Source organism: Bacillus sp. BSL6 (assembly GCF_052928345.1).
Map to the genome: position 1 here is coordinate 345,385 of NZ_JAVGCW010000001.1, position 26,503 is coordinate 371,887.

Consider the following 26,503-nt stretch of genomic DNA (forward strand, 5'->3'; position numbering starts at 1 on the left):
ATAAGAGAGCAACATGCTCTCTTATTTTTTGTCTTCCATCGCTTCTTCTAATGTTAAATGATGTTTATATATGTATGTAGCGTATGGATTTCCAACGTAGCGCAAATGCCACGGTTCATATGAGTATTCTGTTGTTTCTGTTTTATCTTCTAAATAACGAATGACAAAGCCAAATTCATGAGCATGTTTTGCAACCCATTTACCTTCGGCTGTCTCTCCAAAAATAGGCTCTAATTGGAATTTAGCAGATTTTGAACTAATATCCATTGCTAAACCAGTTTGATGTTCACTCGTACCAGGAATGGCGCTTACTGAATCTGCCTCAGCTTTTCCTTGACGTCTAACGTATGTATCATGTAATGATTTTTGGCGTTTGTATGAACGATAACCAGATACAGCTGTAAGTTCAAGTCCTTCTTTTTTTGCTGCTTCAAACATATTTTCAAGCGCATCTGCAGCATCTTTGCGTAGCAATGTTTTTTCTTTATCTTTTGGACTAGTAAATGGTACATTTGGTCTTGTTAAGTCTTCAGGTGTGTATCCATCTGGTAGTTTTCGATGTTTATTAACTAATACAAGGTTAGAATCTGGATTTGTTACAACGGAAAAATCATTGTCTAGCTTCTTGGCGTTATGATCAGCTTTTGGAAAAGCAGGAATCTCTTCTTTTTGGTGATTATTATGCTGTTGACTTTCGACAGCTTTCGCCTCATTTTGTAGTGGCGATTTAGAATCAAAGTAAGCGAAAGAAGTGATACCGATTACAATAGTAGCGGCAGAAATAAGGATTATTTTTTTCATGATGCCTTGTAATCACAATCCTTTCTTAATAAAATATGTATCGTTTTTTATTATAAGTCTAGTTTACTGAAAAAGAAATATAAGAGTCGTAACGTAATAGAAATGCAAAGAAAATGTCAGAAAATGTGTGGAATTGTAGTATTTTTTTATATAATTCATTTCTTATCTTTCATGAAATTCATTTTTTATGTAATATATATATACATAAGAAGATGTAGCGATTATCGAGAATAAAGAACTTCTTGTATAGACTAGGAGTGAATGGGAATGGATTTTGCAACACTTATTGGAATCATTTTAGGAGTAGTGGCGGTAGTTGTAGGGATGGTCGTCAAGGGCGCTGACGTAATGGCCTTAGTTAATCCTGCTGCAGCATTAATTATTTTTGTTGGTACATTTGCTGCAGTATGTATCGCATTTCCGATGGAGCAATTAAAAAAGATTCCAAAATTATTTAAAGTTCTTTTTGGTTCTAATAAAAAAGATTTAAGTTATGAACAGTTGCTAGAATTGTTTGTTCATTGGACATCTGAAAGTAGAAAATACGGTATTTTGTCTTTAGAGCAGCAATTAGACAAAATTCAAGATGAATTTCTTTTGCGTGGTATGAAGTTTGTGATTGATGGCGTATCTGCAGAAGATTTAGAGCAGATTTTAGAAGCTGAATTAGAAGCAATTGAAGAAAGGCATGCAAAGGGGGCAGCAATTTTTTCTCAAGCTGGTACATATGCACCAACATTAGGGGTTTTAGGTGCTGTTATTGGTCTTGTAGCTGCACTTGGTAATTTAACTGATATTGAAAAGTTAGGTCACGCTATTTCGGGTGCATTTATTGCAACGATTTTTGGTATTTTCTCAGGTTATATACTATGGCATCCATTTGCAAATAAATTAAAGCAAAAATCTGCAGCTGAATTAGAGAAAAAACGTTTAATTATTGATTGTTTATTAATGTTACAAGAAGGTACATATCCGTTTATTATGAAGAACCGCATTTTAGGTGCACTTTCTGCAACTGAGCGCAAAAAGCTTGAAAAAGGGGCAGAAAAAAATGCGGAGTAAAAAAAATAGAAGAAGTAAAAAGAAAAAACACGAAGAACATATCGATGAAACTTGGCTAATCCCTTATTCTGATATGTTAACGTTGTTGTTTGCATTGTTCATCGTTTTATTCGCAATGAGCAGTATAGATGCTGCTAAGTTTAAACAGATGGCTGTTGCTTTTCGAAGTGAATTAGCTGGTGGAACAGGTAACAAAGAATTTTTAAGTGATCAGAAGCCAAATGATGAAAAGGAATTATCAGCAAGTAGTTTAGAGTCTGAGAAGATTAAAAAGAATGCTGAAGCTGAAGTAAAGCAACAAGAAATGAACGAATTAAAAGCGGTACAAAAAGGTATTGATAAGTATATTGAGGAAAATCGATTATCTTCTTCTTTTAAAACTGATTTAACAGAAAAGGGATTGAAGGTAACGATATTAGAAAATGTACTATTTGATTCTGGGAAAGCGGACGTAAAATTAGAATCGTTAAGTATTGCGAAAGAAATGTCTAATTTACTTGTTTCAGCATCACCTCGTGAAATCACAGTATCTGGACATACAGATAATGTTCCTATTGCAAATGCGCAATTTGCATCGAACTGGGAATTAAGTACGCAGCGGGCAGTTAATTTTATGCAAGTATTACTGCAAAATAAAGAATTACAACCAGGAAAATTTAGTGCAGTTGGTTACGGAGAATACCGGTCAATTGCTCCAAATGATACGCAAGAAGGAAAAGCGAAAAATAGACGTGTAGAAGTGTTTATTTTACCTTTAACGAGAAATATGCAATAAAAGAGGAGGGCACATGCCATCCTCTTTTATTTTGCATCAAATGATTTTAAGTTGTCATGGCGGATTTTATCTTTTTCTGCATCTGATTTTTTGAAATCATAATCATATAAAGCGCCTTCCCAATCGCCATACATCGGATTAGGGAAAATAATAAATTTCTCACCAAATTGTGCTTTTGAATCTGTTACTGCTTGATTGCGATCTTTTACAGACTTTCCATCAAAACCAGTGAAGTCAGATAAGTTATCACCGAAGAATAAGACGATATCATGTGTTTGAGAAACGAGTTCACGTCGTTTTTCTTTTCCTTTTTCTTTCGGGTCTTGTAGTAATATATGTTCTTTTGTTGCTTGAGGAGCACCTACACGCTCAAGATTTTTAATTGTTGCATCTAGTTGGTTCGTTTTACGATTTGAGATGTAGTAAATATCTACACCTTTAGACTCTGTATATTTTAAGAAATCAATTGCACCTGGGAGGGCTTCAGCTTCAGCCTTATTAATCCAATCATCCCATTTATATGGATAGCCTTTGCCTGTTTTTACGCTCATTGCTTGATGAGGACTGTTGTCTAAAACAGTTTCATCTAAATCAAGTACGATAGCAGTTTTTTTTTCTGTCCCTTTTGCAAGAACTGCATCAAGCTTCAATTGACCGATATTGTATCCTTGGTAGTACAGTGCTTTCATTTCACCGGCTGTTTGATACCATAAATCAGCCATTAATTGCTGGTCTGTTAATTTTACTTTCTCTTCTTTCGCCACTGTTTTCTCTGTTATTCCTGAACATGCTACAAGCGATGTAGATAGAACCGCTACAGATAATAAAGTGGTAATGCCCCTTTTCATCTTCATATGTACCCTCCTTGATGTTAGAAAACCAGTTAATATTATATATCGAAAAATAATATTTTTTGTATGAACATTTGCATATTGTCTTTTGTATATATAGTAGTATGTCCTATATTAGAAAGATGAGAAAAAATGATGGGAATTATTTTGTCAATTATAATTGTCGAAATGACAATTATAATTGACGAATCACGTAATTTTATTTACAATTTTAACTAAATGAAACAAATGATGGATTAGAGAGATGCTACATAATAAGAGGATGGAGTGTAGTGCTATATTTTATCCTGAATAAACATAGTCTTTGAAAGAGAGTATGAATGATACTAAAGGGGAGGCTTTATACTTTGAGTTTACAAATTCAAAACTTAACGAAACAATTTGGGGAATCAAAAGCTGTTAACAGCTTGCAAATTTCATTACCAAAAGGTGAAGTGTTAGGATTGCTTGGACGAAACGGTGCAGGAAAAACAACGACAATCAAAATGCTTCTCGGACTATTAACGCCTAATGAAGGCTCTATTACATGGGATGGAAAACCATTTGGGACTAGTGGGGTAACGATAGGATACTTACCAGAAGAAAGAGGTTTATATACAAAAAGTAGAGTAATAGACCAGTTGCGATATTTTGGTAGATTAGAAGGAATGACGAAAAAAGAAGTAGATCTTGCTATTGATCACTGGTTAGATCGATTAGCAATACCAGAATATAAATTTAAAACAGCAGGAGAGCTTTCAAAAGGGAACCAGCAAAAAATTCAATTAATTGCTGCTCTTCTTCATAATCCAGAACTTCTCATTTTAGATGAGCCATTTAGCGGACTGGATCCAGTGAATGCTGGAATGTTAGCTAGCATTATTGAAGAACAAGTACAGAGCGGAAAGACAATTATTTTATCTAGTCATCGTATGGAACAAGTAGAGGCTTTTTGCCAACATGTATGTATTTTGAAAAAAGGCGAAGCAGTCGTAAAAGGCCAATTAAGTGATATTAAAAAACAATATGGTTTCCGTAATTTAACGATTGAAGATACAGAAGTGAATGAGAAGGGACTAGAAGCTATACATGTATCGTATGAAAAACAACAAGGCCTTCTTTATGTGCGAGTACAAGATGATGCAGAAGCTCTAAACATTTTACAACAATTACAAGAACAAGGCGTTACCTTACGACAATTTAAGATGTTAGAGCCGACGTTAAACGAAATCTTTGTAGAGAGGGCGAAATAACGATGCGTAAATTTTCTCACGTATTTTCATTTTATTTTAGAGAAGCATTTTTATCTAAAAAATCATTAATTACGAGTGCGATTTTATTTTTAGTTGTGTTTGGGCTTTTTGCTTTTAATCATTTCACAGCTGATAACGATAAAGGAAAAGATAAATTTGCTGTAGTAACAGAAAGCGATACGTATAAAGTGCAAGAAAGTGATGTAACAAAGTTACTCCCGTCTGCTAAAGTAACGGTAGAAAATAAGGATAAGTTTAATGAGTTACGTAAGCAAGTAGAAGATGGGGATTTAGACGGTTTATTCCGTATTACAGAAAAGAATGGTATTCCAGAAGTGACGTATATGTATAGTGGTTTTCCAAGTCAATCAACTGCTACACTTATGGCGAGTTATTTAAAAGAACAATATACAGCGGTAATGATCGAAAAAAATAATGTATCTGCAGAAGTAGCCAAACAGTTACAGATGGAAATTCCGTTAAAGCAAGAGGCAGTAAAGGATCATGCATCTTCCTTTGGAATTGGTTATGTTTTCTCGTTTGCTTTATATATGTTTATTGTTATCTTTGGTGCTGCAATTGGAACAACTGTGGCATCTGAAAAATCATCCCGTGTTATGGAGTTAATGCTTCCGAAAGTAAAACCATTAACAATGCTACATGCCAAAATTTTAGCAATTGTTTCTAGTGCTTTACTATTACTTGTTATTGCTTCTTTCGGTTTTCTTGTACCAAATTTATTAGGGTGGGTGGATTTAGATAATGCATCTTTAATAGGACTCACACTAGATTTTTCTAAATTGGATGCTGTAGTAATTAGTATGTTCTTTGTGTATTTTGTTACGGGTTACTTACTATACGCAATGCTATATGCAGCGGTTGGTGCTGTTGTATCAAAAATTGAGGATGTGCAATCTCTTTCGTTCCCAATTACAATGTTAGGTATGGCGGCATTTTTTATTAGTCTTAAATCATTATTTGATCCAAATAGTACATTAGCTATAGTTAGTTCATATATTCCATTCTTTACACCTATGGTTACTTTTTCAAGACTTGTATCTGGTGAAGCGGGCACTGTAGAAATTATTGTGACGTTAGTCATTTTATTGGTGACTATTGTTATCGTCAATATGCTAACAAGCCGCATTTACGTAAATGGTGTAATGAATTACTCAGACAAAGTGAAATTTAAAGACTTAGCGAAATTTATAAAGCGTCAATAATGAGAGAAAAGCATGATTTCCTAATGAAATCATGCTTTTTCTTTATGTATAAATTAAAAATAGTATATAATAATAAGAGTCGTCTTTTAATAGAATGAATAAAAAGGAGGGTGTGCAGATGGGAATTAGTAGTCGTTTTACAGTAGGTGTTCATATGCTGACATTACTTGCGATAGATCGAAACTCTCGCTGTACCTCTGAATGGATTGCCGGTAGTGTGAATACAAATCCAGTTGTGATTCGTCGCATTACAGGAATGTTGAAGAGAGCAGGACTTGTTGATGTACAAGCTGGTAAAGGTGGTACGACACTTGCTCGTGATTTAGAAGAAATTACATTACTTGATGTATATAAAGCAGTGGAAGTTGTAGAAGAAGGACAGCTATTTTCCTTCCATGAAAATCCCAACATTGAATGTCCAGTAGGAGCTAATATTCAATCAGTATTAGAAATTATTTTAATGCAAGCACAAGAAGCGATGGAAAATGTACTTGCAAATGTAACGGTAGATCAACTAGTTACAAATTTAAAGTCTAAAATGAAAGAGTAAAAAAGCGAGCATCCTCATAATGAGGGCTCGCCTTTTTTTATTCAGAAATATTGAAAATTCTATTTTTCAGTATTTAAAATGAATTTACCTACGATAGCTGCTACGATACCACCAAGAATTGGTGCAACGATGAATACCCATAGTTGAGAAAGGGCTTCTCCGCCAGCGAATAAAGCTGGGGCGATACTACGAGCTGGGTTAACAGAAGTTCCAGTTAACGGAATACCTAATAAGTGAACTAAAACTAATGTGAAACCAATTACTAATCCTGCTAGAGAAGAACTTCCTTTTTTACCTGTTACAGCAACGATCACTAAAATGAATACGAAAGTTAAAATAAATTCAACTAGAAATGCTCCAGATAAACCAAGAGTTCCAAAACCATTTTGTCCTAAATTATCTAAAGGTGTTTTAGCAGATTTTAAAGTTGTTACTAACGTTGCAGTTCCTAATAAACCACCTAAAATTTGAGCTAATACATAATAACAAAGTTCCATAGCGTTCATTCTTTTATTGATGAACATAGCTACTGATACTGCTGGGTTAATGTGACATCCAGAAATTGTTCCGATGCTATATGCCATAGCCACAATAGATAGACCGAAAGCCATAGCGATTCCTAATGTTCCAATTCCTTCAATTCCGCCGCCAATGACAGCTACTCCAGTTCCGAATAATACTAGTACAAATGTACCAATAAATTCAGCGATTGCTTTTTTTAACATAATTTACCTCCTATTGTTGCGCATGAACCGTATTATAACATAGGTTTTAGTATAAACCGTTAATGAAATACTATTCTGATAAGGCGCAATAGGGGGACAATAAAAAAGAGTATAGTTCTTTGTCACAGAACCATACTCTTTTTTTATGCTGTTTTTTTCTGTTTAACGACTGGAACAGAACGGTTTAAAATGCTATTTGCAACCATTCCTAACATAATAATAATCATTCCAAGTAGGGAAAGCCCGCCAGGAAATGAACCATTTAAGAAAACAATTTCGCCAAGCACGGTAAAGACCATCGTTCCAGCTTGCGTTGCTTCAACAGCTCCAAGTAGAGCGAGATTATCTTTGGCTAAGTCAGTAGCGAAGAAAAATGTCATTGTCGCTATAACGCCAGAACATAATGCTAACAAAAATCCTTGTAGCATTTGGCTTGATGTTGGAATACCAGTAGTAGAAAATCCGTATATACCAAGTAAAATTGTTATAGGAAGACTACCTATTGCCATTCCTAATACACGTTGGAATGTATCAAGACGCCCGCCAACAAGTTCCATCATTTTTCGGTTACCGAACGGATATAAGAAAGCAGCTAACACGACAGGTAAAAACCCTGAAATGAACTGAGTTATTGTAATGTGACCTGCTGCGGTTGCTTGCATACAAATTACACCAAGTAAAATAAATAAGGCGACATATAAACTACGAAGTGGAATTTTTCCGCGTACAAGTTTTGTACCTGATTTCGATTCTATTTTAACGAAAAATAGTGGTGATAGTAGTAAACCTGCTAATATCGTAACTTGCCAAGTTCCAGCAACGAGCCAAGCTGGAGAAAAGACAGCTGCAAAACTTAATAAAGAATAGAAACCAATACCAGCAACAGAACCCCACCCGATCCACGCCAATGGATGTTTCTTTAATTCTTCCCATAACTCCCTTAAGTTTTTGCGAAATAAAACGATAAGGAATAAAATAGGGAGAGCAAATAAAAAACGGAAGGAAGCTGTCCAAGCCCAGCTCGTTCCAGATACATTCATCGCTCTATTAATAATAAAGGTTGCAGAAAAAAAGGCCGATGATAAAAGTCCTAATAATATTGCGCGCATGAAGTATAACACTCCTTTTGGAATTAAATGATTATGTATAGTATAATATACTTTAATGTTTTAAAAGTAAACTATTTTATACTTTAAGGTGGTTTTATAGATGAAAGAACATGAAGATATGCAAACGAAAGAAGTCATTCAGCAAGTAGGTCAGCTATTAAGACAAATTCGAAATGAACAAAAATTAAGTTTAGAAGAATTAGCTCAAAAAACAGGAGTTAGTAAATTAACGTTAGGAAAGATTGAAAGGGGTGAAACGAATCCGACGTTAGCCGTCATTTGGAAAATAACGAAAGGATTATCGATTCCTTTATCGAGATTGATGGTTGTTGGAGAACCTGTAGCGGTTGCGCGCTGCGGAGAAGGATTTGCAGTAGACGTAGGACAAGCATGGCATCTAGAAACGATGTTCCGTTATACGAAAGAAACGGGGATGGAAATGCACCGTGCTTGTTTAAGGGCGAATAGTATATATGAACCAGAAGCTCATCATGAAGGTGCTATTGAGCTTGTAACAGTAATGAAAGGAAAAGTATCGATTCAAGTAGAAGGCGACGTATACGAATTAAATGAGTTTGACTCCATTCAATTTGAAGCGAATAAGAAACATAGTTATAAGAATGAAGAAGATGAAGTGGCAGTATTACATTTAACGATGAAATATTCTTCATGACAAAATCCCCTATAGAAAAATTTATAGGGGATTTTGTATACGCTATGCTCAAATGTATGAAAGAAGGTTATTAGTAAGAGCGTGGCATAAGTAATAGACAAATAAAATAAACTAAAAATCCCGTCCCAAAACATAAAACAGCAATGACCCAAAGTATGCGAATGAGAGTAGAGCTAATATCAAAATATTCTCCTAAACCACCGCATATACCAAATAGCATTTTATCAGTTTCGGATTTACATAACCTTTTTGACATCTTCCAATCCACTCCTTTTTATAGCAAACTCTATACTTTTATTCTATATGGAAATCTATGAGGAGACTATGAGGTTGTATTACATTTTTTTAGGGGACAGTCATATTAATTGTCTTAATTTTCAGTTGATATTAAAATTATAGTAAGACGTAACTTTTAATAAAGGGTGGGGAAATAGAGATGACAGCATATTGGTTGACTAATGTAACGCTTGAATCGGGGTATACATATGAAGAGGGGAGAATTTCAAAAACAGAAACAGAGTTATGTAGTTTACTTATTGAAGAGGGACGAATTAAAAACATCATAGCAGGGACTGTTCAAGAGGAAGGGTTACTCATTCTTGATGCCAATCGCTTATTAATTTTACCGGCTTTTGAAGAGATGCATATTCATATTGATAAAACCTATTATAGTGGCCCGTGGAAAGCTTGTATGCCAGCAGAAAGTATCTTTACACGTTTTAAAGAAGAAGAAAAGATTTTGCCAAAGCAACTAGCAACTGCTCAAGATAGAGCGGAAAATATGCTAGCGTTATTGCTTCGAAACGGTGCGACGAATATAAGAACGCATTGTAATGTTGATCCGATTATTGGACTTGGTAATTTGGAGGCGACGTTAGCGGCGTTGGAAACATATAAAGATCAGGTTTCTAGTAGAATCGTTGCGTTTCCGCAACATGGATTATTGCGCAGTAATTCTGTGCAACTCGTGAAAGATGCGATGCGTATGGGTGCGCAACTAGTTGGTGGAGTGGATCCAGCTACAGTGGATAATGATATTGAAAAATCATTACATACCATTATGGATATCGCGGTAGAATTTAATGCGGACGTTGATATTCATCTGCATGATGCGAACAATCTTGGAACGTTTACGATGAAAAGATTGGCAAGTTTAACAGAGGAAGCGGGATGGCAAGGGCGCGTAACGGTTAGTCATGCGCTTGGACTTGGTGGTGTTACGGATAAAGAAGCTGAAGAAGTGGCAGAAAGACTAGCTGCTTTAAACATTGATATTACTTCAACGGTTCCAATTGGGAAACAAGTAATTCCAATTCCGTTATTAGATAAAAAAGGTGTGAAAGTTTCATTAGGAAACGATAGTATTACAGATCATTGGTCACCGTTTGGAACGGGTGATATGCTGCAAAAGGCAAATCGATTAGCGGAACGTTTTGGATGGAGTGATGAAAGATCTTTAGGAAAAGCACTTCGCTTTATTACGGGAGGAAAAGAAACGTTAAACGATGATGGGAAGCGAGTTTGGCCGAATGTAGGAGATGAAGCGAGTTTTGTTTTGACGAATGCAACATGTACTGCTGAAGCGGTAGCGCGTCAAACAGAGAAGCGTTTAGTCGTGCATAAAGGAAATATTGTTGTTGGAAGTTTAAATGAGGTGGAATTAAATAATCTTGTGTAAAGGAATCGTTTAAATGTTTTGGAAGGGTTCTAATTGTGTGTGTAGAACCCTTCTTTTTTATGCTTACAATATATTTTTTATAAGGAAGCTAGAAGGGATGAAAAATTTGGACAATCAACATAATCAAAATCATATTATGGGAACTTTGCAATGGTTTATATTTTTATTAGCGAATTCAATCGCATTACCAATTGTCGTTGGCGGATTATTTCATCTTACGACGGAAGAAATATTTTATTTAATGCAGCGTACATTTTTTGTAGTTGGTATATCATCTTTTTTACAAGGGTGGCTTGGACATAGACTTCCAATTGCGGATGGACCAGCTGGATCTTGGGTTGGCGTATTTACCGTACTTGCTTACGCAACGGTCGGGCAAGGTCAATTACATAGTACGTTGCAAATTTTAGAATTGGGAATGATTATTTCTGGTGTTATTTTAATAGGATTAGGCGTAACTGGTTTTATCGGACGTATTTTATTTTTATTTACACCGCTTGTGACAGGGACGTTTTTACTTTTATTATGTTTACAATTAAGCGGTGTATTCCTAAAAGGGATGTTAGGAATTACTGCTACTGCTTCTCAAATTGATGGATTTACAGCGATAATTGCGTTTAGTATATTTCTTTTCGTTATTATACTATCTAATTTTGGGAAAGGTTTTGTCAAAAGTTATGCGGTTTTAATAGGATTAATTAGTGGGTGGATTCTTTTTCTAATTGCAGGAAAAGTGACGATTCCATCTCAAGTAACTCATTTTGTGCAACTTCCGCAAATATTTACTTGGGGACTTCCAAAATGGAATACAGGTATGGCAGTATCAAGTTTCGTTATGGTATGTATTTTAGTTTCAAATACAGTGGCAGCTATTATAGCGATTAATCAAGCTACCATTCAAAAAGCGACTATTGAACAGAAACAGTTGAAGGATGGAACGTGGGTTGGAGGCATTTCACACATCATTTCTTCCATATTTTCAACTGTAGGTGTCGTACCGTTACCGGCAACGGCAGGATTTATACGTTTAACGAAACAAAAATATATACGTTCGTTCTTACTAGCATGTATGTTACTAGTCGTAATGTCGCTGTTTCCAAGTATTATTCGTTATTTAGCATCTTTACCATCCGCTGTTGCATCTGCGGTTTTAATGGCTTCTTTCGTACAGTTAATTGGAATTGGGTTCAATAATATAAAACAAGTGGAGCTTAATGAAAGGAATGTAACAATTTTAGGCGTTGCAGTATTATTTGGTAGCGGCGTTATGTTTTTACCGTCTGGAGCACTCCAATCATTGCCGTCTGTTATACAATATATATTCGGAAATGGTTTGTTTGTAGGTACTGTTGTCAGCGTATTACTAGAACAAATATGGCGTATTGAAAAGTAAGTGGATAAAAAGAGTGTACGCACTGTATAAAAGTCTAAAATAACATGTGAAATAAAGCCCATTTTCATTCACCACCCGCACATTTCGTTCATACAATATCTTGACTAAATAAACACCCAACTTACACATACACAGCTCTGGCTTAAGCAAGGAGGGTTATACCAGTTGAAGGAAAAAGCGTATCAATCTAAACCTTTACTCACAAAGAGAGAGAGAGAAGTATTTGAATTACTGGTTCAAGATAAAACAACGAAAGAAATTGCAGGTGAACTTTTTATCAGTGAAAAGACAGTTCGCAACCACATCTCAAACGCAATGCAAAAGCTAGGGGTTAAAGGACGTTCACAAGCAGTTGTTGAGCTTCTTCGTATGGGAGAGCTCGAGTTATAAAAAGAAAGCCGACTTTTATAAGAGAGTCGGCTATTTTTTTGTTTGTTTCATACGCAATATTTAAGAACACTCCATATATAAATAGGTAGTAAGGAGGGGATATGTTGAAAAGGATATTGTTAGTTTCAACAAGCGCTCATGATATGAATGGACACCCGACTGGTTTGTGGTTGGAAGAGCTCGCAGCTCCTTATAATGTATTTAAAAAGGCTAAGTTCGATGTTGATATTGTGTCGATAAAGGGCGGTAAAGTACCGATTGATAGAGTGTCTATTCCGAACGGGATACCTCGTGAATTTAAGCATGTCGCTTCTTTATTGCAAAATACGAATCCGATCTCAACGGTTCATTTTTCGGATTATGATGCGGTTTTATTTGGTGGTGGGCACGGAGCGATTGTAGATTTTCCAGGTAATCCATATGTTGCAAGTTTAATTGAGAATATGTACAACAATAACCGGATTGTGGCGGCTGTTTGTCACGGAGTAAGTTCTTTAGTCGGTGTGAAAAATAAAGATGGCTCGTTTTTTGTTGCCGGTAAGCGTATAACAGGTTATACAAATGATGAGGAAAAAGCTGTGCATTTAGAAAAGCGAGTGCCGTTTTTACTAGAAAGTAAATTGAAAGAAGAAGGAGCTTTGTTTTATGTGGCTCCAAATTTCACGCCGCATGTTGTAGTAGATGGGCGTTTAATTACAGGGCAAAATCCACAGTCTAGCATGGAAATAGGGAAAGCGATAAGAAGAGCTGTAAATAAAGTATAGAAAAAGTGCTCGTTACTAATAAAGGTAGCGGGCATTTTTCTATAGTATAAATGACCCCTTAAACTAAAAAGATGTATTGAGTATAGTGACTTCATTTATAATTAATCGTGAATTTGCTATACTATTTTGTATGGACAAAAGGGGAGGCTCTTTTAATGAGAAAAGTTGCGTGTGCAAACACTTATATTAATAAAATAAAGCCTGTTATTAGAAAAACGAGTTTTAGTCAATTGAAAATAGATGAAATTGCGAAGTATATGGATATTAGTAAAGCTACTTTATATAAACGTTTTTCTTCAAAAGATGAGATTATTGAAGCTGTGGTAGAAGATTTTATGAACTATCTTCTTGAAGGAGATGCGTATAATCAAGATGAAAGTATGTCTTTTGCAGAACGTTTCCAAAAGACGTTTATTCACTCTTTAAAATGTGTGACGTATATTTCAGATGTCTTTTTACAAGATTTGAAAGAGGCATATCCGCACTTATCTGATCAGTTAGTCGCTGCACAACAAAATCGTAATCATAATTTGCAAATCTTTTTTGAAGCTGGTATGGAACAAGGCTACTTTAATAAAATGAACGCACAATTATTTATGGTGCAAGATGATGTGATGTTAAGACGTATTATAGATCATTCTTTTTGTATTCAGTACGATATTACGTTAAAGAAAGCGATACTTGATTTTTATCAACTAAAGAAGTATCAACTTTTTAAACCAGAGTATATAGAAGCAATTGATGATTCGGAAATTGAAAAAGAAGTTATTGCTATTTTGCAAATGATTTCGTAAAAAAGCAGGTTTTCCTATAGTAATGGAAAACCTGCTTTTTTATTACATGTTATTTTTTGCGTGTTGTAATACTAATTCAGCTACTGCACCACCTGAAGCTGGGTTTTGACCAGTGATAACACGATTATCTTCTACAGCGAAAGCTTCCCAAGGCTCTGCAGCTTTTTCGTAAAGTCCTCCATTTTTAATGAGTTCATCTTCTGTTAAAAATGGAACAAATTGATCTAATTCAGCTAGTTTTTCTTCTTCATTTGAGAATCCTGTTACTTTTTTACCACTAATTAAACGTTCCCCATTACTCAATGTGATATAAAATAAACCAGCAGCTCCGTGACAAACAGAGGAAACGATTCCGCCATTTTCATAAATGTTACGGCTAATCATTTGTAGTTCTTTATTTTCTGGGAAGTCCCAAATCACACCGTGACCACCTGCGTAATAAATAACAGCATAGTCTTCTGGATTCACCTCACTCGGTTTCATTGTAGAACCGAGACGATTCATAAATTCTTTCTTTTGATACCATTCCCAATCGATGCTCTCCGCCATTGCTAAACTATGCGGATCAATCGGTGTATAACCACCTTGTGGGCTAACATAATCTACTTCGTAACCAGCTTCTTCAACTTTTTTAACGAAATGGACAGCTTCGCCAAGCCAAAGGCCAGTAGCTCGATTTAAATTTGGATATTTTTCTACGCTCGTTAATACAACTAACATTTTTTTCTTCATCATAATCCTCCTGTAATGTTTCTTCTATATAAAAGTTTATTATTTTATTAAGTTAGAAATTGTGAATTTGAATAACCATGTCAGCCCTCCTTATATCGGATTCGAAATTAGTGTATAACAATTTTTAAACAAAGTAAACTAAAAACACTAAATTAGTTTACTTTGTATATTTTTCGTTGACAAACTGGAATGCCGAAACTATGATAGTTCCATGAATATCGAACAACGTACATGTTTCGTTTCGAATTCAATTTGTCGCGCGATAAATGTATACATTTGATGAAGTTGTTTAGCGGCGATAGAAGCGCTAACAACTTTATTTTCATTAACAGTTACTACAATCAGGAGAGGTGTTACACATGGGGAAAGATATAAGTAACCATTCAAAATGGTTTGTTTTCACATTATGTTTTATCGTTTTATTAGGACCGATGAATGCGGTTTTATTTAATGTTGCGTTAGAGGATATGGCTCATGATTTCTCCATTAGTCAATCGAAAGTAAGTTGGGTTGTAGTAGGTTATTCCTTATTTGTCGGTATTGGTTCGATGATATATGGGAAGCTTGCTGATCGTTATAGTGTAAAAAAACTATTGATTATTTCAATCATCATATTTGTAGCTGGGTCCATTATTGGATTTGTAAATCAATCATATGCGATTGTCATTTTTGCAAGATTAGTGCAGGCGAGTGGGGGCGCGGCGTTTATTGCGCTTAGTATGATTGCGGTAGCAAAATTAGTCGTTCCTGCTAAGAAGCCTGGTGCTTTAGCGATGATTAGTTCTTCTATTGCATTAGCGGTTGGTATTGGTCCTTTAGTTGGTGGGGCTATTACAAATACACTAGGGTGGCCATATTTATTTTTATTTATGGTTATTTCAGTATTGGGGATTTTCTTGCTTATAAAATTTATGCCAGAAGAAGCGCGTCATACGGAAGAAGCGTTTCATTTTGATTACATTGGAGCGGCGTTACTATTTGTATTGATTACGACTGTTTTGTTAGGTGTCAATATGAATAGTTGGCTGTTTGTGTTATCGATAATTTCCTTATTTTTATTCACGGTTCGTATGAAGAAAGCGGAGCATCCATTTATCGATATTGAGTTATTTTCGAACAAAGCATTTCTTCGTTTAATAACAGTTGGATTTATAATTAATGTGGCGCTATGTGCTAATTTATTATTATTGCCATTACTGTTAGGAAGAGTACACGGATTGTCGCCATTTGTTATCGGAATTGTATTATTTGTTGCATCACTTTTCGGTATTGTGTCTAGTTTTATTACTGGAAAGATTATCCCTTCGTTTGGAAATGTGAATATGATTAATGTGGCGTCTGTCATTATGATTGTTGGTTTTTTAATTTTTGGGTTTATTCCGAATGGAAGTATAGTCGTTATTGTATTGGCGATTATTTTAACGTTTATGAGTTATTCTGCCATTCAAGTATCATTGAACACATTTATACCGAAAACATTACATGTAGCTAAAGTTGGAGTCGGTCTTGGTTTATATAATTTGATTAACTTTTTCGGTATGGCATTTGGACCAGCTGTAGCGAGCAGAATTATGGAATCCACAAATAGTTATCGTTTGAATTTTATTTTAATCGTTCTGTTAATTTCTGCCCATTTCTTCTTATTAATAGGAATGTCTTCTTTCCAAAAAAAGATGGAGCATTAAATATGCGCTTTATATAGAAGAAACCGACTTTCCTATAGAAGGTCGGTTATTTTTCTGTCTTGCAAATTATGAAAAAAAGGAGCAAAATAAAAAAGGTCCTAGTCTATACAGGTACAAATGAAAATTTTCATACAGAAGCAGTTTAAGTGCGCGAACTTAAAGTGTGTAAAATATAATGATAAAATAAGATGATGAATGAGAAAACGGGTGATGAAGTTGAATAGAGCAATCGGTGTTATCGATTCAGGAGTTGGTGGCTTAACAGTAGCGAAGGAATTAATTCGTCAGTTGCCGAAAGAGCGCATTATATATTTAGGGGATACAGCACGTTGCCCTTATGGTCCACGTTCTCGAGAAGAAGTGCGCCAATTCACGTGGGAAATGACGGAGCATTTACTAGATTTAAATATCAAAATGTTAGTTATTGCATGCAATACAGCAACTGCGGTTGTATTAGAAGAGATGCAGAAGCAATTACCAATTCCAGTGGTAGGAGTTATTCACCCAGGATCACGTACAGCTTTAAAAGTGACAAACACATACCATGTTGGGATTATTGGAACCATTGGAACGGTGAAAAGTGGTGCATACGAAGAGGCGTTAAAGTCTATTAATAACCGTGTTATGGTAGAAAGTTTAGCGTGTCCACCTTTTGTTGAGCTTGTAGAGAGCGGTAATTTCGAAAGTGAAATGGCGTATGAAGTTGTAAGAGAAACGTTGCAACCGCTGAAAAGCACTGATATTGATACGCTTATTTTAGGCTGTACACATTATCCAATTTTAGGTCCTGTTATTAAACAAGTAATGGGAGATAAAGTGCAACTCATTAGTTCTGGTGATGAAACGGCGCGTGAAGTAAGTACCATTTTATACCATAGTAAAATGTTGAATGAGGGAGAGGAACAAAGTGATCATCTCTTCTTAACAACAGGGAAAATAGGTCTATTTAAAGAAATTGCATCAAAATGGTTCGGTCAACCGATTGAAAATGTGAAACATATTTATTTAGAAAAAGAATAATAATAGAATCCATATAAGTGAGCTCCTGAGAAATCAGGAGTTTTTTTTGTTTATAGGGAGCACAGCTTGTTCTAAAAAGAGAAACAGCTCGTATACATAATAGTACAAACTTAGATTTTAGGGGGGAATGGCATGCCTAAATCCACTTTTAAATGGGTTGTTGGTGCTACTGTGAGCGCTGTTTTACTAACAGGGTGTGGCTTTATAAATCAAGAGAAAGCAACGGAGCAAATTGATCCGCCAAAACAAGTTACGTATACAGAGGGTGGAAAGAAAGAAGTATCTAAGAAAGATAAGCAAGGACAAACGGTGAATAGAGAACTATACCTTGTTGATAAAAATGGCTATGTTGTACCGCAAACGTTAGCTATACCTACTCCGAAAGCAAATGAGGTTATTCAGCAAACGTTAGAGTACCTTGTGAAAGATGGACCGGTAACGAATTTGTTACCGAATGGGTTCCGTGCAGTCATTCCGGCGAATACATCGATGACCCTAAACTTGAAAAAAGATGGGACGGCAGTCATTGATTTTTCTAAAGAAATGAAAAACTATGCAAAAGAGGAAGAACGTCAAATCGTTGAATCTATTGCATGGACGTTGACGCAATTTAAAGAAATAAAACAAGTGCAGTTCCAAATAAATGGTGAAAAATTAGCGAAGATGCCTGTTGGTGGTACACCGCTCGGTGAAGGGGTGAGCCGTGCGAACGGTATTAACTTCGATGATGAGCAAGTAGCGGATGTAACAAATACAAAACCAGTAACACTTTATTTTATGGCACAAAATAATAATAAACAGCAATACTACGTACCAGTAACACGTCGCGTTGTAGAAGGGAAAGAAAATGATTATGCAGCCATTGTAGATGAACTTGTAAAAGGACCGATTCATCAATCGCTCTTAAATGATTTTAATCCAGGAGTTAAGCTGATTACGAATCCGAAATTACAAGACGGAAATCTTACATTAAACTTTAATGAAAATATATTTATAAACCCAGATAAAAATATGATTTCAAATTACGTATTGAAGTCGTTAGTTTTATCTTTAACAGAAAAGAAAGGCGTGAAAAGTGTTTCTATTGAAGTAAATGGCAAAGCAAATCTTATAGATGAAAAGGGCGGAAAGTTAATAAAACCTGTAGATCGTCCAGAAAACGTGAATACAGGTAGTTTTTAATCGCTAATAATTTGATATACTTAAGTAAGAAAGAGGAATTGCTTTTTGGGTTCCTCTTCTTTTATTGTATACATATCATACATTTAAATTTGGCTATACTAACAAGTAGTTATGAGGAGGTTATTTTTATGCGAGTAGATGGTAGAGAGAAAACAGAGTTACGCCATATACATATTCATACTAATTATTTAAAACATCCAGAAGGATCAGTATTAATTGAGGTTGGGGATACAAAGGTAATTTGCTCAGCGACAATTGAAGAGCGCGTCCCGCCATTTATGCGTGGAGAAGGAAAGGGATGGGTAACAGCTGAATATGCGATGATTCCACGTGCGACAGAACAACGTACAATTAGAGAGTCAAGTAAAGGAAAAGTAACAGGACGTACAATGGAAATCCAGCGCTTAATTGGACGAGCGTTACGTGCGGTAGTTGACTTAGAAGCGCTTGGCGAGAGAACGGTTTGGATTGATTGTGATGTTATTCAAGCGGATGGTGGAACGCGAACTGCTTCTATTACAGGTGCATATGTAGCGATGGTATTAGCTTTTGAGAAATTATTACAAGCAGAAAAAGTATCTAAAATTCCAGTAAAAGATTATTTAGCAGCAACGTCAGTAGGAATTGTTGAAGAGCAAGGCGTTGTTTTAGATTTAAACTACGCAGAAGATTCTAAAGCAGACGTTGATATGAACGTGATTATGACTGGAAAAGGCCAGTTTGTTGAAGTGCAAGGAACTGGAGAAGAAGCGACGTTTAGCAGAGCACAGTTAAATGAATTACTTGATGCTGCGGAACAAGGCGTTTTCCAACTGATTGATATGCAAAAAGAAGCATTAGGTGACATCGTATCTCATATAGAGTAGAGGTGGAAAATATGAAACAAGTTGTTGTAGCGACAAAAAATATGGGGAAAGTACGTGAATTTGCTGAGTTATTTGAGCAATTTGATTTAGAGGTAAAATCATTACACGATTTCCCTCATATTGAAGAAGTCGAAGAAACTGGTGAAACATTTGAAGAAAATGCGATTTTAAAAGCGGATAGTTTGAGTAGACAGTTGAATGCAATCGTAATTGCGGATGATTCAGGTCTTATTGTAGATGCTTTAAACGGAAAACCAGGCGTGTATTCAGCTCGTTTTGCTGGAGAGCCGAAAGATGATCAAGCGAATATTGATAAAGTTTTACAAGAATTAAATGAAGTAGCGTTTGAAAAGCGTAAAGCTCGTTTCTACTGTGCATTAGCAGTGGCTTTCCCTGAAGGGGATAAAAAGCCTGTCATTGTAAACGGGACATGTGAAGGATTTATTTTAGAACAACGCCGCGGGGAAAACGGCTTTGGATATGATCCAATCTTTTATGTGGAAGAATATAAAAAAGCGATGGCGGAACTAAGTTCAGATGAAAAAAATGCTATTAGTCACCGCGGACGTGCTCTACGTAAACTAGAAGAAAAAATCCCTGAATGGTTTTTAGGAGAATAAGGGAGAGAGATTGATGAAAGCTTTAATCGTAAGCGATAGTCATAGCTCTGTGAAGGAATTACAGCAGTTAAAAGAGAAATATGAAGGGAAAGTAGATATCATGATTCATTGTGGTGATTCAGAGCTAACGCCTGCTCATGAAGAATTGCAAGGTTTCCATGTTGTAAAAGGGAATTGTGATTATGCTAACTTTCAAGACGAAATTGTAACTGATGTAGATGGTATTCGTTTCATAGTTGTGCACGGACATCGTCATAACGTGAAAATGACGTTACAAACATTAGCGTACCATGCTGAAGAGGTAGGGGCGCAAGTTGCATGCTTCGGACACTCTCACGTATTAGGTGCGGAATTAATCGACGGCGTTTTATTTATTAATCCAGGCAGTATTTTATTACCGCGTCAGCGTGTAGAAAAGACATTTGCTTTATTAGAAATGGATGAAAATCAAATGGAAGTTCGTTTTGAAACACTAGACGGACAGCTAGTTGAACAAGCAGTTTTTAAAAGAGGATAAGAAAAATTATCCTCTTTTAAAAAAGGTGTTGACTTTATGTATGGTTATACATATAATAAATATTGTCGATAGGGCAACGGCGCTAACGAATGAAAATAAAATAACGTATGCGGGTGTAGTTTAGTGGTAAAACAAGAGCCTTCCAAGCTCTGGTCGAGAGTTCGATTCTCTTCACCCGCTCCATGTCCCAGTAGCTCAGCAGGATAGAGCAACGGCCTTCAAGAAAAATAGGAGCCTTTATAGGGAAACAAGAACCTATAAAGTGGACGACACTATATCGGTGAAGCCTTAACAGTTCGGCTGATGGTAATACCGAGGAAACTTACGATCTTGAAAAAGATTAAGGAGTTTTGAATGATTAAGTGAAACTTAATGGTAAAGACTCTGAAGTATGATGAAAATCATCGTGAGGTTCCGTAGAGACTACACGTGTCGCACCTGAAATGGTGAAGATATAGTCCAGACTACAAACAGTAATTGCTGGTAGCGAAAGCTATGGTGGTAAGCTAAGCCGTCGGTCGGGAGTTCGAATCTCTCCTGGGACGCTAACAAAACCTTGTTATCTTTTGATAACAAGGTTTTTTGTTTGTCTACAAATTGATATATGTGCAAAAGGTGTAAAAAAATAACGTAATATATGGTAATTATTATGTGTAACGGATTAAAGTGTATGAAGAAAAGAGCACCATTTATGCACCCTGTTCCTCATATTTAATTTTAAAAATCAATAGGCTTATAATGGAACTCAAATCCATATCCGTATTAACTTAATTTTTTACTTAGAATGTTATAAAACTCTTTACCATTCTAGTACGATTGAGCAACCGTTATCGAAACTTATCCCTGTTAGTGTGTTACAATGAATAGAAGCGGAAAACGAGAATCTCCAATTGACTAGACCTGTGATTGGTTAGACAGTTTAAGAAGGTTGTATAAAAAAGGGAGATGGCGCAAAGATGGCGAGATCAAATGAGAACGATTTAACGGAGAAATTGGCAGAAGGTCACCGAAAATATGGTGATGGCAACTTTACAGTACAGAACATCGGTGATGAAACCAACCCGGATTGGACTATCGTAAAAAATGTGAGGAAAGGATCGGCAGGTATTCGAGAAGAGGAAGATATATTAAGACTGCGATCAAAATATATAAAATAGTACGGAAATGGGCGGGCGGAGAGTTCGAACCTCTCCTAGGGCGCTAACAAAACCTTGTTATCTTTTGATAACAAGGTTTTCTGTTTGTTTAAAAATTGATTTTTGTTTAAAAATGGAAGATTATCACAATGGAATATGTGATAATAATTATATAGAAAAAATAAAATCGTATTACATATTGCTGATTAAATGGAGTAGTCGACTATTTCTGTAGAATAAGATACGTGATTAAGTTACTTGTTTGATTCGGCTAGAGGTATGGTGCGAGGATCTAGGCCAGAGGATACGAAAAAGAAGTAAGAGAAAAGTTGGTGTAGCAAAATTACAATGAAAAAGGGAAAGAAGGATACTATCAATCTAATGACGATTGCATTGCTGATGCTAATAGTTACAGGTATTATAGGAAATTCAATATTAGGTGGGCTTGCGGTAGTGTTAGCAATGGCTGTAGTCGCTGCGGTTATTACTGCACGGATTGGCAATTTTATACGAAAGAGGAAAGAAGACTCTTGAAGTTCGATTCAAAGAAGGTAAAGAGGGGAATTATACTGTGATGTTTAATAAGAAAGCATTTAAAAAGTTGTTTTTACTAGGTGCCATGTCTCTATTAACTCTTAGTGCTTGCTCCGCGAAAGAAAAAGCGAACTATGAGCCATATAAGAAACATGAATCTGTTGAAAATGCGCAGGGGGAAGAGGGCACATCTAATTCGGATAAGGGCGAGAAGATTGACGAAGAACCTGCTAAGGACGAGGAGTTACAACAAGTGGAGGAAACGACAAAAGAAGATAAGGAGATTAACGACAGGCGTCCATATTATAAAGATGCGAATAATGATGCACCAACCGTGTCGTTAGAACAGTACGAAGGAATTAAGGTTGGAATGTCTGCGAATAAAGTTAAAGAAATAGCGGGTGCGCCTAGATTTATCGAGAAATATAAGTCGTTTTCTATTTACGGGTATTTAGGTCATGGTGGAGAAGGCACCATGACTATAACGTTTAATCCTGATGGTAGTGTAACGAAGAAAGAGCAAGATGGCCTTAGAAATACTAGGATTCAAGATGCGAAAGCTAACGGAGGAAACGAAGGTCGAGTTACAAGCAACCATGAGCGTGATTCTAAACCAGCTACGAAATCTAATGCTAAAATTCCGAACGATTATTGTGGACACGGACATGATGAAACGAAGGAGTTAGCACACGGCTGCGACAAGATTATTGATAGGGAAGCTCATAGAAGGCATATAGAACAGCAGGAAAGAGAATATGAGGAACAACAACGTAAAGAAATGGAACAATATGAACTATCTGAAGAAGACAAGATGAGAATCAAAAGACAGGAAAAACGTTGGAATACGCCTAGCGGTGGTATCGGTGGTACGTGGCAAGATGAAATGAAAGAGATGGAAAGTCAGGAATAAAGTAACGTATATTTCATTTGTATATATAATAAGAAATTTAATTTTATTATATATCACTAATCTGAGTAGAAGATTAGTGCGGAAGGAAAGAAATTTTTGCTGGATTGTAATAGAACATAGGTAATAGATGGATCAGGAATTTAACTTTCTCCTGAGATAAAAACCTTGTTATCTTTTGGTAACAAGGTTTTTTGTGTATTTTAAATTAGTTATTAATAAACTTCTCAAATACAAAACCATAATCTTTCACATTATATTGTTTCTTCGTATCAACGAGCCAGTTAAAGGCGATTTCGTTCATTTCTTTAAATTGCTCTGCTAAATTTACTTGTGCATTTGAAATACGGCTAAAAGCGTTAGATGCCATATCTAAACTTTTATGTGCATACTGCAATGTAATATCGTTGTCGTATGAAATTTCTTCGATTTTAAGTAAAGCTTTATATAAATCTTTTAATTCCTCGATATGTTTTTTATGAACATCAATTGAATAATGTTCATCTCCCATTTGAAATTTAATTTCTACATCTAAATCAATCGTTCCCGCAGTTTCAAGCGCTACGTTTTTAATTTGATATTTACTATAGCTAAAGCGGCGTAGTGTACGTTTTTTGCTTGTCGCACTTGTACCATCTAGGTGAAGTAATCCTTTGTTTGTGAAGCAATATTCATCTGATTTCGATTTAATTAGAAAATAAATTTTCTCTCCATCTTCATGCATTACGTAATCATCAGCATCGACCTTGTCATAATCTTTCGGTGTAATGACAGAACCTACATCACTCAACCCTAAAACATCAGCAGCTACTTTTTTGAACATATATAATCCCCCTTATAAATTAAATTCTTAATTATACAAAAATATATTAACATGGTTTTAACAAAGAGTTTTCTTTTAATGAGAAAATGTTGGGAGGTAAGTTAAGAAAAGGAACGAATATTATTTTGAAAATATGTAAAAAGGTGCTGAGAAAAAGTGTACCATCATACAAAAACAAAAGGAGATTTAGCTGTTTTAAAGGCACAAGTTGATTTGTATGAAAAAGGATATATGATTTTAATACCACAAACAGAGCATTCGCCCTTTGATCTTGTAGTATATAAGGGCGGGGTATTTAAAAGGGTGCAAGTGAAATATAGAGAGTTGAATGCAAGAGGGATACTGGAAGTAAGATTCCGATCTAGTTATTCTACAGCAAGCGGAGTTGCTACAAAAGAAGTGAATAAAGAAGAAATAGATGTGTATTGTGTATATTGTCCTCAAACGGATTGTTGTTATTATTTCAATCCGAAATTATTTAGTAAATCTATTAGTTTAAGAGTGGATTCTCCGAAAAATAAACAAGAGAAAAAAGTTAATTTTGCAAGTGATTATAGAGAAATTCCGTGAAAGCACCTCAAGCGATATGGGGTGTTTTTTCAATCTCTCTTTGAAATCTTACAATTCTGTAAGGTAACTGTAAGGTAGTTCGATGGTAACAAATTGCTAATCCTCTATAATGAAGGTAACAACGATAAAACGAGGAGGAAGAAGTGATGAAAGGATTAATCGTAACGGGTTTAACAGTTGCTTTTGGATTTGTAGCGTATGAGAAATTAACGTATGTAGTTGATGTTGTAAAACATTTAATCGCGTAGAGGAAACTACCATGAGAGGGAAAGGGAATGAGTGAATGAATGGAATGGTTATTTGGAATTATAGGTACTTGTAGTGTTGTGTTATTGTTCTTTGTCCCAAGTGGTATACTTAGTTCGACAACGAGTTTGTTCTTCTTAAGTTTGTTTGCTTGTACAATGCTCATCATTATGTTTTTAATGAAGCGAAGTAAACCAATCTTCTACTTTAGCATGATTGTTATGGCAATTATTGTTCTCCAAATTATTACCCTTGTTATATACCCCACTATTATAAAAGCTTTCCATTAATGATGAATCCTCTGCTTGAATTGCTGAGGGTTTTTATTTGCATATTTTTAATTTTGAGTAAGAATTCACTTGTATTGAAATGTAAAAATTAAATATTTCTATATTTCAAACAAAGGGTTTCGGGATGTTGTGTTCTCATTACTCATTTGATATATTTACTTTAAAGATAATTAAAATCTAGAAAAAGAGGCGGACGTATGGATAAAAAAGAAAATACGGTCGTATTGTTTCCGCAACTATCAGAGCGCTATATTGATGAAGGTTTTTTAGCGCTGAAAGAGCGGAAATTCGAAGATGCATTGCGCTGCTTTGAAATATTACGTCAGTATAATGCAGAAACGGAACAAACGGAACTAGCTTCGGTTATTTGTTTGTTAGAATTAAAACATATGGAAGAAGCGAAAGAGAAATGTGAACAGTTACTGGAAACAGGAGCGGTCTTATTTGGTGATATTCTTGAAACGTATGTGACAATTTTAGTTCAAACAAATGATTATGAAGGCGTTATTGAAACTGTTGAAAAAGTTTTGCAAACGAAAGATGTAATGCCTGAGCAAAAGGACAAATTAGCACAGCTCGCTTTATTTGCAGAAGGTATGTTAAATGAAGTAGATACATCACGAGTTGATTCGAATTTCGAGTTAGATGAATTTACTAATGAAATATTTGGAGAAAACTTTGGGCAAAAGCTAAGAGCGATTCAGCAACTTTCGTTAAAAGACTTGGATCTTGCATTACCTATTTTAAAGAAATTTTTAATAGACGAAAAACAGCACCCTTATTTGAAAACTTCTATTTTATATAAAATGATAGAAAATCAAATAGAAGAAGAGATAGAGGTAGAAAAGTTTGGGAATACGATCAAGGTAATTCCGGCATTTACAGGTCATAATGAGGAGCAATCCGATAACATTATACATAGATTATCAAGTCGATTAGAGCAAAATTATCCTGATATATTTGATGCGATGGTTACATATTGGAAAGAATTACAAATTAGCATTTTCCCATTCGCTCTATTAATGGATAAAGTGGAGATTTGGGCTGCTGTTTTAGAGAGAATTGGTAGAAAGCGTTTCGGGTTGACTATTGATGAAGAAGAGCTTATGACAGCGTATAATATTGAATTAGAAGAGTTTCATATTGCCTATCAATGGTTATTACGTGTCGAAAGAGAAGGATATTTGCCCGTATAATTACGAAAAAGAATCGTTCGGTTCTTGAAACGAGCATATTCTATGTTATAATGTAAGGGTTGCAAAAGGCAGAAATCTGCCTGTTTGTAAGAGAAGAGAAGTGTAATTCTCTTACTTAATATGTTTCATATTATTCTCGAACAAAATATACCGTAGTTG

At 35.4% G+C, this 26,503-nt stretch carries 30 protein-coding genes and 1 tRNA gene; 24 read left to right on the forward strand and 7 right to left on the reverse strand.

The genetic code is table 11. The annotated features are described in order from the left end of the window. Nucleotides 1–21: 21 nt before the first annotated feature. Complete coding sequence (locus RCJ96_RS01980) at nucleotides 22–801, reverse strand: M15 family metallopeptidase (protein ID WP_074607620.1); 780 nt, start codon at nucleotides 799–801, stop codon at nucleotides 22–24. A gap of 267 nt (nucleotides 802–1,068) precedes the next feature. Between RCJ96_RS01980 and motA the strand changes: the two genes are divergently transcribed. Both motA and motB read left to right on the forward strand, forming a co-directional pair. Next, nucleotides 1,069–1,863, forward strand: coding sequence for a flagellar motor stator protein MotA (gene motA / locus RCJ96_RS01985; RefSeq protein WP_316148840.1), 795 nt, complete (start codon nucleotides 1,069–1,071; stop codon nucleotides 1,861–1,863). Then, nucleotides 1,853–2,638 (forward strand): flagellar motor protein MotB, encoded by a 786-nt coding sequence (gene motB, locus RCJ96_RS01990; RefSeq protein WP_001256753.1) that lies wholly within the window; start codon nucleotides 1,853–1,855, stop codon nucleotides 2,636–2,638. The genes motA and motB overlap by 11 nt, the downstream gene beginning before the upstream one ends. 26 nt (nucleotides 2,639–2,664) lie before the next feature. On the opposite strand, the gene RCJ96_RS01995 is transcribed toward motB, so the two are convergent. Then, the gene (locus RCJ96_RS01995) at nucleotides 2,665–3,492 is read right to left on the reverse strand and encodes a 5'-nucleotidase, lipoprotein e(P4) family (RefSeq protein WP_316148837.1); all 828 of its coding nucleotides are present in this window, start codon (nucleotides 3,490–3,492) and stop codon (nucleotides 2,665–2,667) included. A 344-nt stretch (nucleotides 3,493–3,836) separates the two neighbouring features. Here RCJ96_RS01995 and RCJ96_RS02000 point away from each other — a divergent pair, with 344 nt between their 5' ends. The 3 genes from RCJ96_RS02000 (at nucleotide 3,837) to RCJ96_RS02010 (ending at nucleotide 6,494) form a co-directional block, all read left to right on the forward strand. After that, on the forward strand, nucleotides 3,837–4,721 hold the full coding sequence (locus RCJ96_RS02000; protein WP_138321048.1) for an ABC transporter ATP-binding protein: 885 nt from the start codon (nucleotides 3,837–3,839) through the stop codon (nucleotides 4,719–4,721). A 2-nt stretch (nucleotides 4,722–4,723) separates the two neighbouring features. Further along, nucleotides 4,724–5,944 carry an ABC transporter permease gene (locus RCJ96_RS02005; RefSeq protein ID WP_001225004.1) on the forward strand — a complete coding sequence of 407 codons (1,221 nt, stop codon included), beginning with the start codon at nucleotides 4,724–4,726 and terminating at the stop codon, nucleotides 5,942–5,944. 118 nt (nucleotides 5,945–6,062) lie between these two features. Further along, entirely contained in the window at nucleotides 6,063–6,494 is a 432-nt protein-coding gene (locus RCJ96_RS02010) for an Rrf2 family transcriptional regulator (protein WP_000512998.1), read from the forward strand. Between the two features lie 59 nt (nucleotides 6,495–6,553). On the opposite strand, the gene RCJ96_RS02015 is transcribed toward RCJ96_RS02010, so the two are convergent. Beyond that, nucleotides 6,554–7,219 (reverse strand): MIP/aquaporin family protein, encoded by a 666-nt coding sequence (locus RCJ96_RS02015; protein ID WP_316148831.1) that lies wholly within the window; start codon nucleotides 7,217–7,219, stop codon nucleotides 6,554–6,556. A gap of 143 nt (nucleotides 7,220–7,362) precedes the next feature. Beyond that, nucleotides 7,363–8,328 carry a DMT family transporter gene (locus tag RCJ96_RS02020; protein ID WP_074607626.1) on the reverse strand — a complete coding sequence of 322 codons (966 nt, stop codon included), beginning with the start codon at nucleotides 8,326–8,328 and terminating at the stop codon, nucleotides 7,363–7,365. A 100-nt stretch (nucleotides 8,329–8,428) separates the two neighbouring features. Here RCJ96_RS02020 and RCJ96_RS02025 point away from each other — a divergent pair, with 100 nt between their 5' ends. Then, complete coding sequence (locus RCJ96_RS02025; RefSeq protein WP_074607628.1) at nucleotides 8,429–9,001, forward strand: helix-turn-helix domain-containing protein; 573 nt, start codon at nucleotides 8,429–8,431, stop codon at nucleotides 8,999–9,001. Between the two features lie 70 nt (nucleotides 9,002–9,071). Here the strand turns inward: RCJ96_RS02025 and RCJ96_RS02030 are convergent, their stop codons facing one another. After that, nucleotides 9,072–9,257, reverse strand: coding sequence for a PspC domain-containing protein (locus tag RCJ96_RS02030; protein ID WP_000044337.1), 186 nt, complete (start codon nucleotides 9,255–9,257; stop codon nucleotides 9,072–9,074). 180 nt (nucleotides 9,258–9,437) lie between these two features. On the opposite strand from RCJ96_RS02030, the gene RCJ96_RS02035 reads away from it, so the two are divergent. The 5 genes from RCJ96_RS02035 to RCJ96_RS02055 all read left to right on the forward strand — a co-directional run bounded on the left by RCJ96_RS02035 (nucleotide 9,438) and on the right by RCJ96_RS02055 (nucleotide 14,020). Further along, the gene (locus RCJ96_RS02035; protein ID WP_074607630.1) at nucleotides 9,438–10,679 is read left to right on the forward strand and encodes an amidohydrolase family protein; all 1,242 of its coding nucleotides are present in this window, start codon (nucleotides 9,438–9,440) and stop codon (nucleotides 10,677–10,679) included. A 97-nt stretch (nucleotides 10,680–10,776) separates the two neighbouring features. Next, the gene (locus RCJ96_RS02040; RefSeq protein ID WP_316148825.1) at nucleotides 10,777–12,072 is read left to right on the forward strand and encodes a purine/pyrimidine permease; all 1,296 of its coding nucleotides are present in this window, start codon (nucleotides 10,777–10,779) and stop codon (nucleotides 12,070–12,072) included. A 165-nt stretch (nucleotides 12,073–12,237) separates the two neighbouring features. Continuing rightward, nucleotides 12,238–12,462: a spore germination transcription factor GerE gene (gene gerE / locus RCJ96_RS02045; protein ID WP_000659484.1), complete on the forward strand. Its 225-nt coding sequence runs from the start codon at nucleotides 12,238–12,240 to the stop codon at nucleotides 12,460–12,462. Nucleotides 12,463–12,563: 101 nt separating this feature from the next. Further along, the gene (locus tag RCJ96_RS02050) at nucleotides 12,564–13,226 is read left to right on the forward strand and encodes a type 1 glutamine amidotransferase domain-containing protein (RefSeq protein WP_074607634.1); all 663 of its coding nucleotides are present in this window, start codon (nucleotides 12,564–12,566) and stop codon (nucleotides 13,224–13,226) included. 155 nt (nucleotides 13,227–13,381) lie between these two features. Further along, nucleotides 13,382–14,020 carry a TetR/AcrR family transcriptional regulator gene (locus RCJ96_RS02055; protein WP_001233029.1) on the forward strand — a complete coding sequence of 213 codons (639 nt, stop codon included), beginning with the start codon at nucleotides 13,382–13,384 and terminating at the stop codon, nucleotides 14,018–14,020. 42 nt (nucleotides 14,021–14,062) lie between these two features. On the opposite strand, the gene RCJ96_RS02060 is transcribed toward RCJ96_RS02055, so the two are convergent. Then, nucleotides 14,063–14,752, reverse strand: coding sequence for a type 1 glutamine amidotransferase domain-containing protein (locus RCJ96_RS02060; protein ID WP_074607635.1), 690 nt, complete (start codon nucleotides 14,750–14,752; stop codon nucleotides 14,063–14,065). 359 nt (nucleotides 14,753–15,111) lie between these two features. Between RCJ96_RS02060 and RCJ96_RS02065 the strand changes: the two genes are divergently transcribed. From RCJ96_RS02065 to RCJ96_RS02110, 10 genes are all read left to right on the forward strand, one after another. Next, nucleotides 15,112–16,437, forward strand: coding sequence for an MFS transporter (locus RCJ96_RS02065; protein ID WP_316148796.1), 1,326 nt, complete (start codon nucleotides 15,112–15,114; stop codon nucleotides 16,435–16,437). 210 nt (nucleotides 16,438–16,647) lie between these two features. Then, complete coding sequence (racE, locus tag RCJ96_RS02070) at nucleotides 16,648–17,457, forward strand: glutamate racemase (RefSeq protein ID WP_074607639.1); 810 nt, start codon at nucleotides 16,648–16,650, stop codon at nucleotides 17,455–17,457. Nucleotides 17,458–17,589: 132 nt separating this feature from the next. Continuing rightward, complete coding sequence (gene gerM / locus RCJ96_RS02075; protein WP_001126762.1) at nucleotides 17,590–18,639, forward strand: spore germination protein GerM; 1,050 nt, start codon at nucleotides 17,590–17,592, stop codon at nucleotides 18,637–18,639. A gap of 128 nt (nucleotides 18,640–18,767) precedes the next feature. Beyond that, on the forward strand, nucleotides 18,768–19,505 hold the full coding sequence (rph, locus tag RCJ96_RS02080) for a ribonuclease PH (protein ID WP_048551039.1): 738 nt from the start codon (nucleotides 18,768–18,770) through the stop codon (nucleotides 19,503–19,505). Nucleotides 19,506–19,516: 11 nt separating this feature from the next. Beyond that, complete coding sequence (locus RCJ96_RS02085) at nucleotides 19,517–20,125, forward strand: XTP/dITP diphosphatase (RefSeq protein ID WP_071728517.1); 609 nt, start codon at nucleotides 19,517–19,519, stop codon at nucleotides 20,123–20,125. 13 nt (nucleotides 20,126–20,138) lie between these two features. Further along, complete coding sequence (locus RCJ96_RS02090; RefSeq protein WP_316148794.1) at nucleotides 20,139–20,642, forward strand: metallophosphoesterase; 504 nt, start codon at nucleotides 20,139–20,141, stop codon at nucleotides 20,640–20,642. A 109-nt stretch (nucleotides 20,643–20,751) separates the two neighbouring features. Beyond that, a tRNA-Gly gene (locus RCJ96_RS02095) sits at nucleotides 20,752–20,825 on the forward strand. A gap of 773 nt (nucleotides 20,826–21,598) precedes the next feature. Then, the gene (locus RCJ96_RS02100) at nucleotides 21,599–21,799 is read left to right on the forward strand and encodes a hypothetical protein (protein ID WP_000124456.1); all 201 of its coding nucleotides are present in this window, start codon (nucleotides 21,599–21,601) and stop codon (nucleotides 21,797–21,799) included. Nucleotides 21,800–22,126: 327 nt separating this feature from the next. Then, nucleotides 22,127–22,312 (forward strand): hypothetical protein, encoded by a 186-nt coding sequence (locus tag RCJ96_RS02105; protein ID WP_074607642.1) that lies wholly within the window; start codon nucleotides 22,127–22,129, stop codon nucleotides 22,310–22,312. Nucleotides 22,313–22,352: 40 nt separating this feature from the next. Beyond that, on the forward strand, nucleotides 22,353–23,222 hold the full coding sequence (locus tag RCJ96_RS02110) for a hypothetical protein (RefSeq protein WP_074607719.1): 870 nt from the start codon (nucleotides 22,353–22,355) through the stop codon (nucleotides 23,220–23,222). 205 nt (nucleotides 23,223–23,427) lie between these two features. Here RCJ96_RS02110 and RCJ96_RS02115 read toward each other — a convergent pair whose 3' ends face one another. Further along, complete coding sequence (locus RCJ96_RS02115; protein WP_000475206.1) at nucleotides 23,428–24,042, reverse strand: PH domain-containing protein; 615 nt, start codon at nucleotides 24,040–24,042, stop codon at nucleotides 23,428–23,430. Between the two features lie 156 nt (nucleotides 24,043–24,198). Between RCJ96_RS02115 and RCJ96_RS02120 the strand changes: the two genes are divergently transcribed. The 3 genes from RCJ96_RS02120 to RCJ96_RS02130 all read left to right on the forward strand — a co-directional run bounded on the left by RCJ96_RS02120 (nucleotide 24,199) and on the right by RCJ96_RS02130 (nucleotide 26,344). Then, nucleotides 24,199–24,612 (forward strand): group I intron-associated PD-(D/E)XK endonuclease, encoded by a 414-nt coding sequence (locus tag RCJ96_RS02120; protein WP_000274735.1) that lies wholly within the window; start codon nucleotides 24,199–24,201, stop codon nucleotides 24,610–24,612. Between the two features lie 287 nt (nucleotides 24,613–24,899). After that, nucleotides 24,900–25,148: a hypothetical protein gene (locus RCJ96_RS02125; RefSeq protein ID WP_001983650.1), complete on the forward strand. Its 249-nt coding sequence runs from the start codon at nucleotides 24,900–24,902 to the stop codon at nucleotides 25,146–25,148. Nucleotides 25,149–25,345: 197 nt separating this feature from the next. Then, nucleotides 25,346–26,344: a hypothetical protein gene (locus RCJ96_RS02130; RefSeq protein ID WP_270795182.1), complete on the forward strand. Its 999-nt coding sequence runs from the start codon at nucleotides 25,346–25,348 to the stop codon at nucleotides 26,342–26,344. Nucleotides 26,345–26,503: the final 159 nt, after the last annotated feature.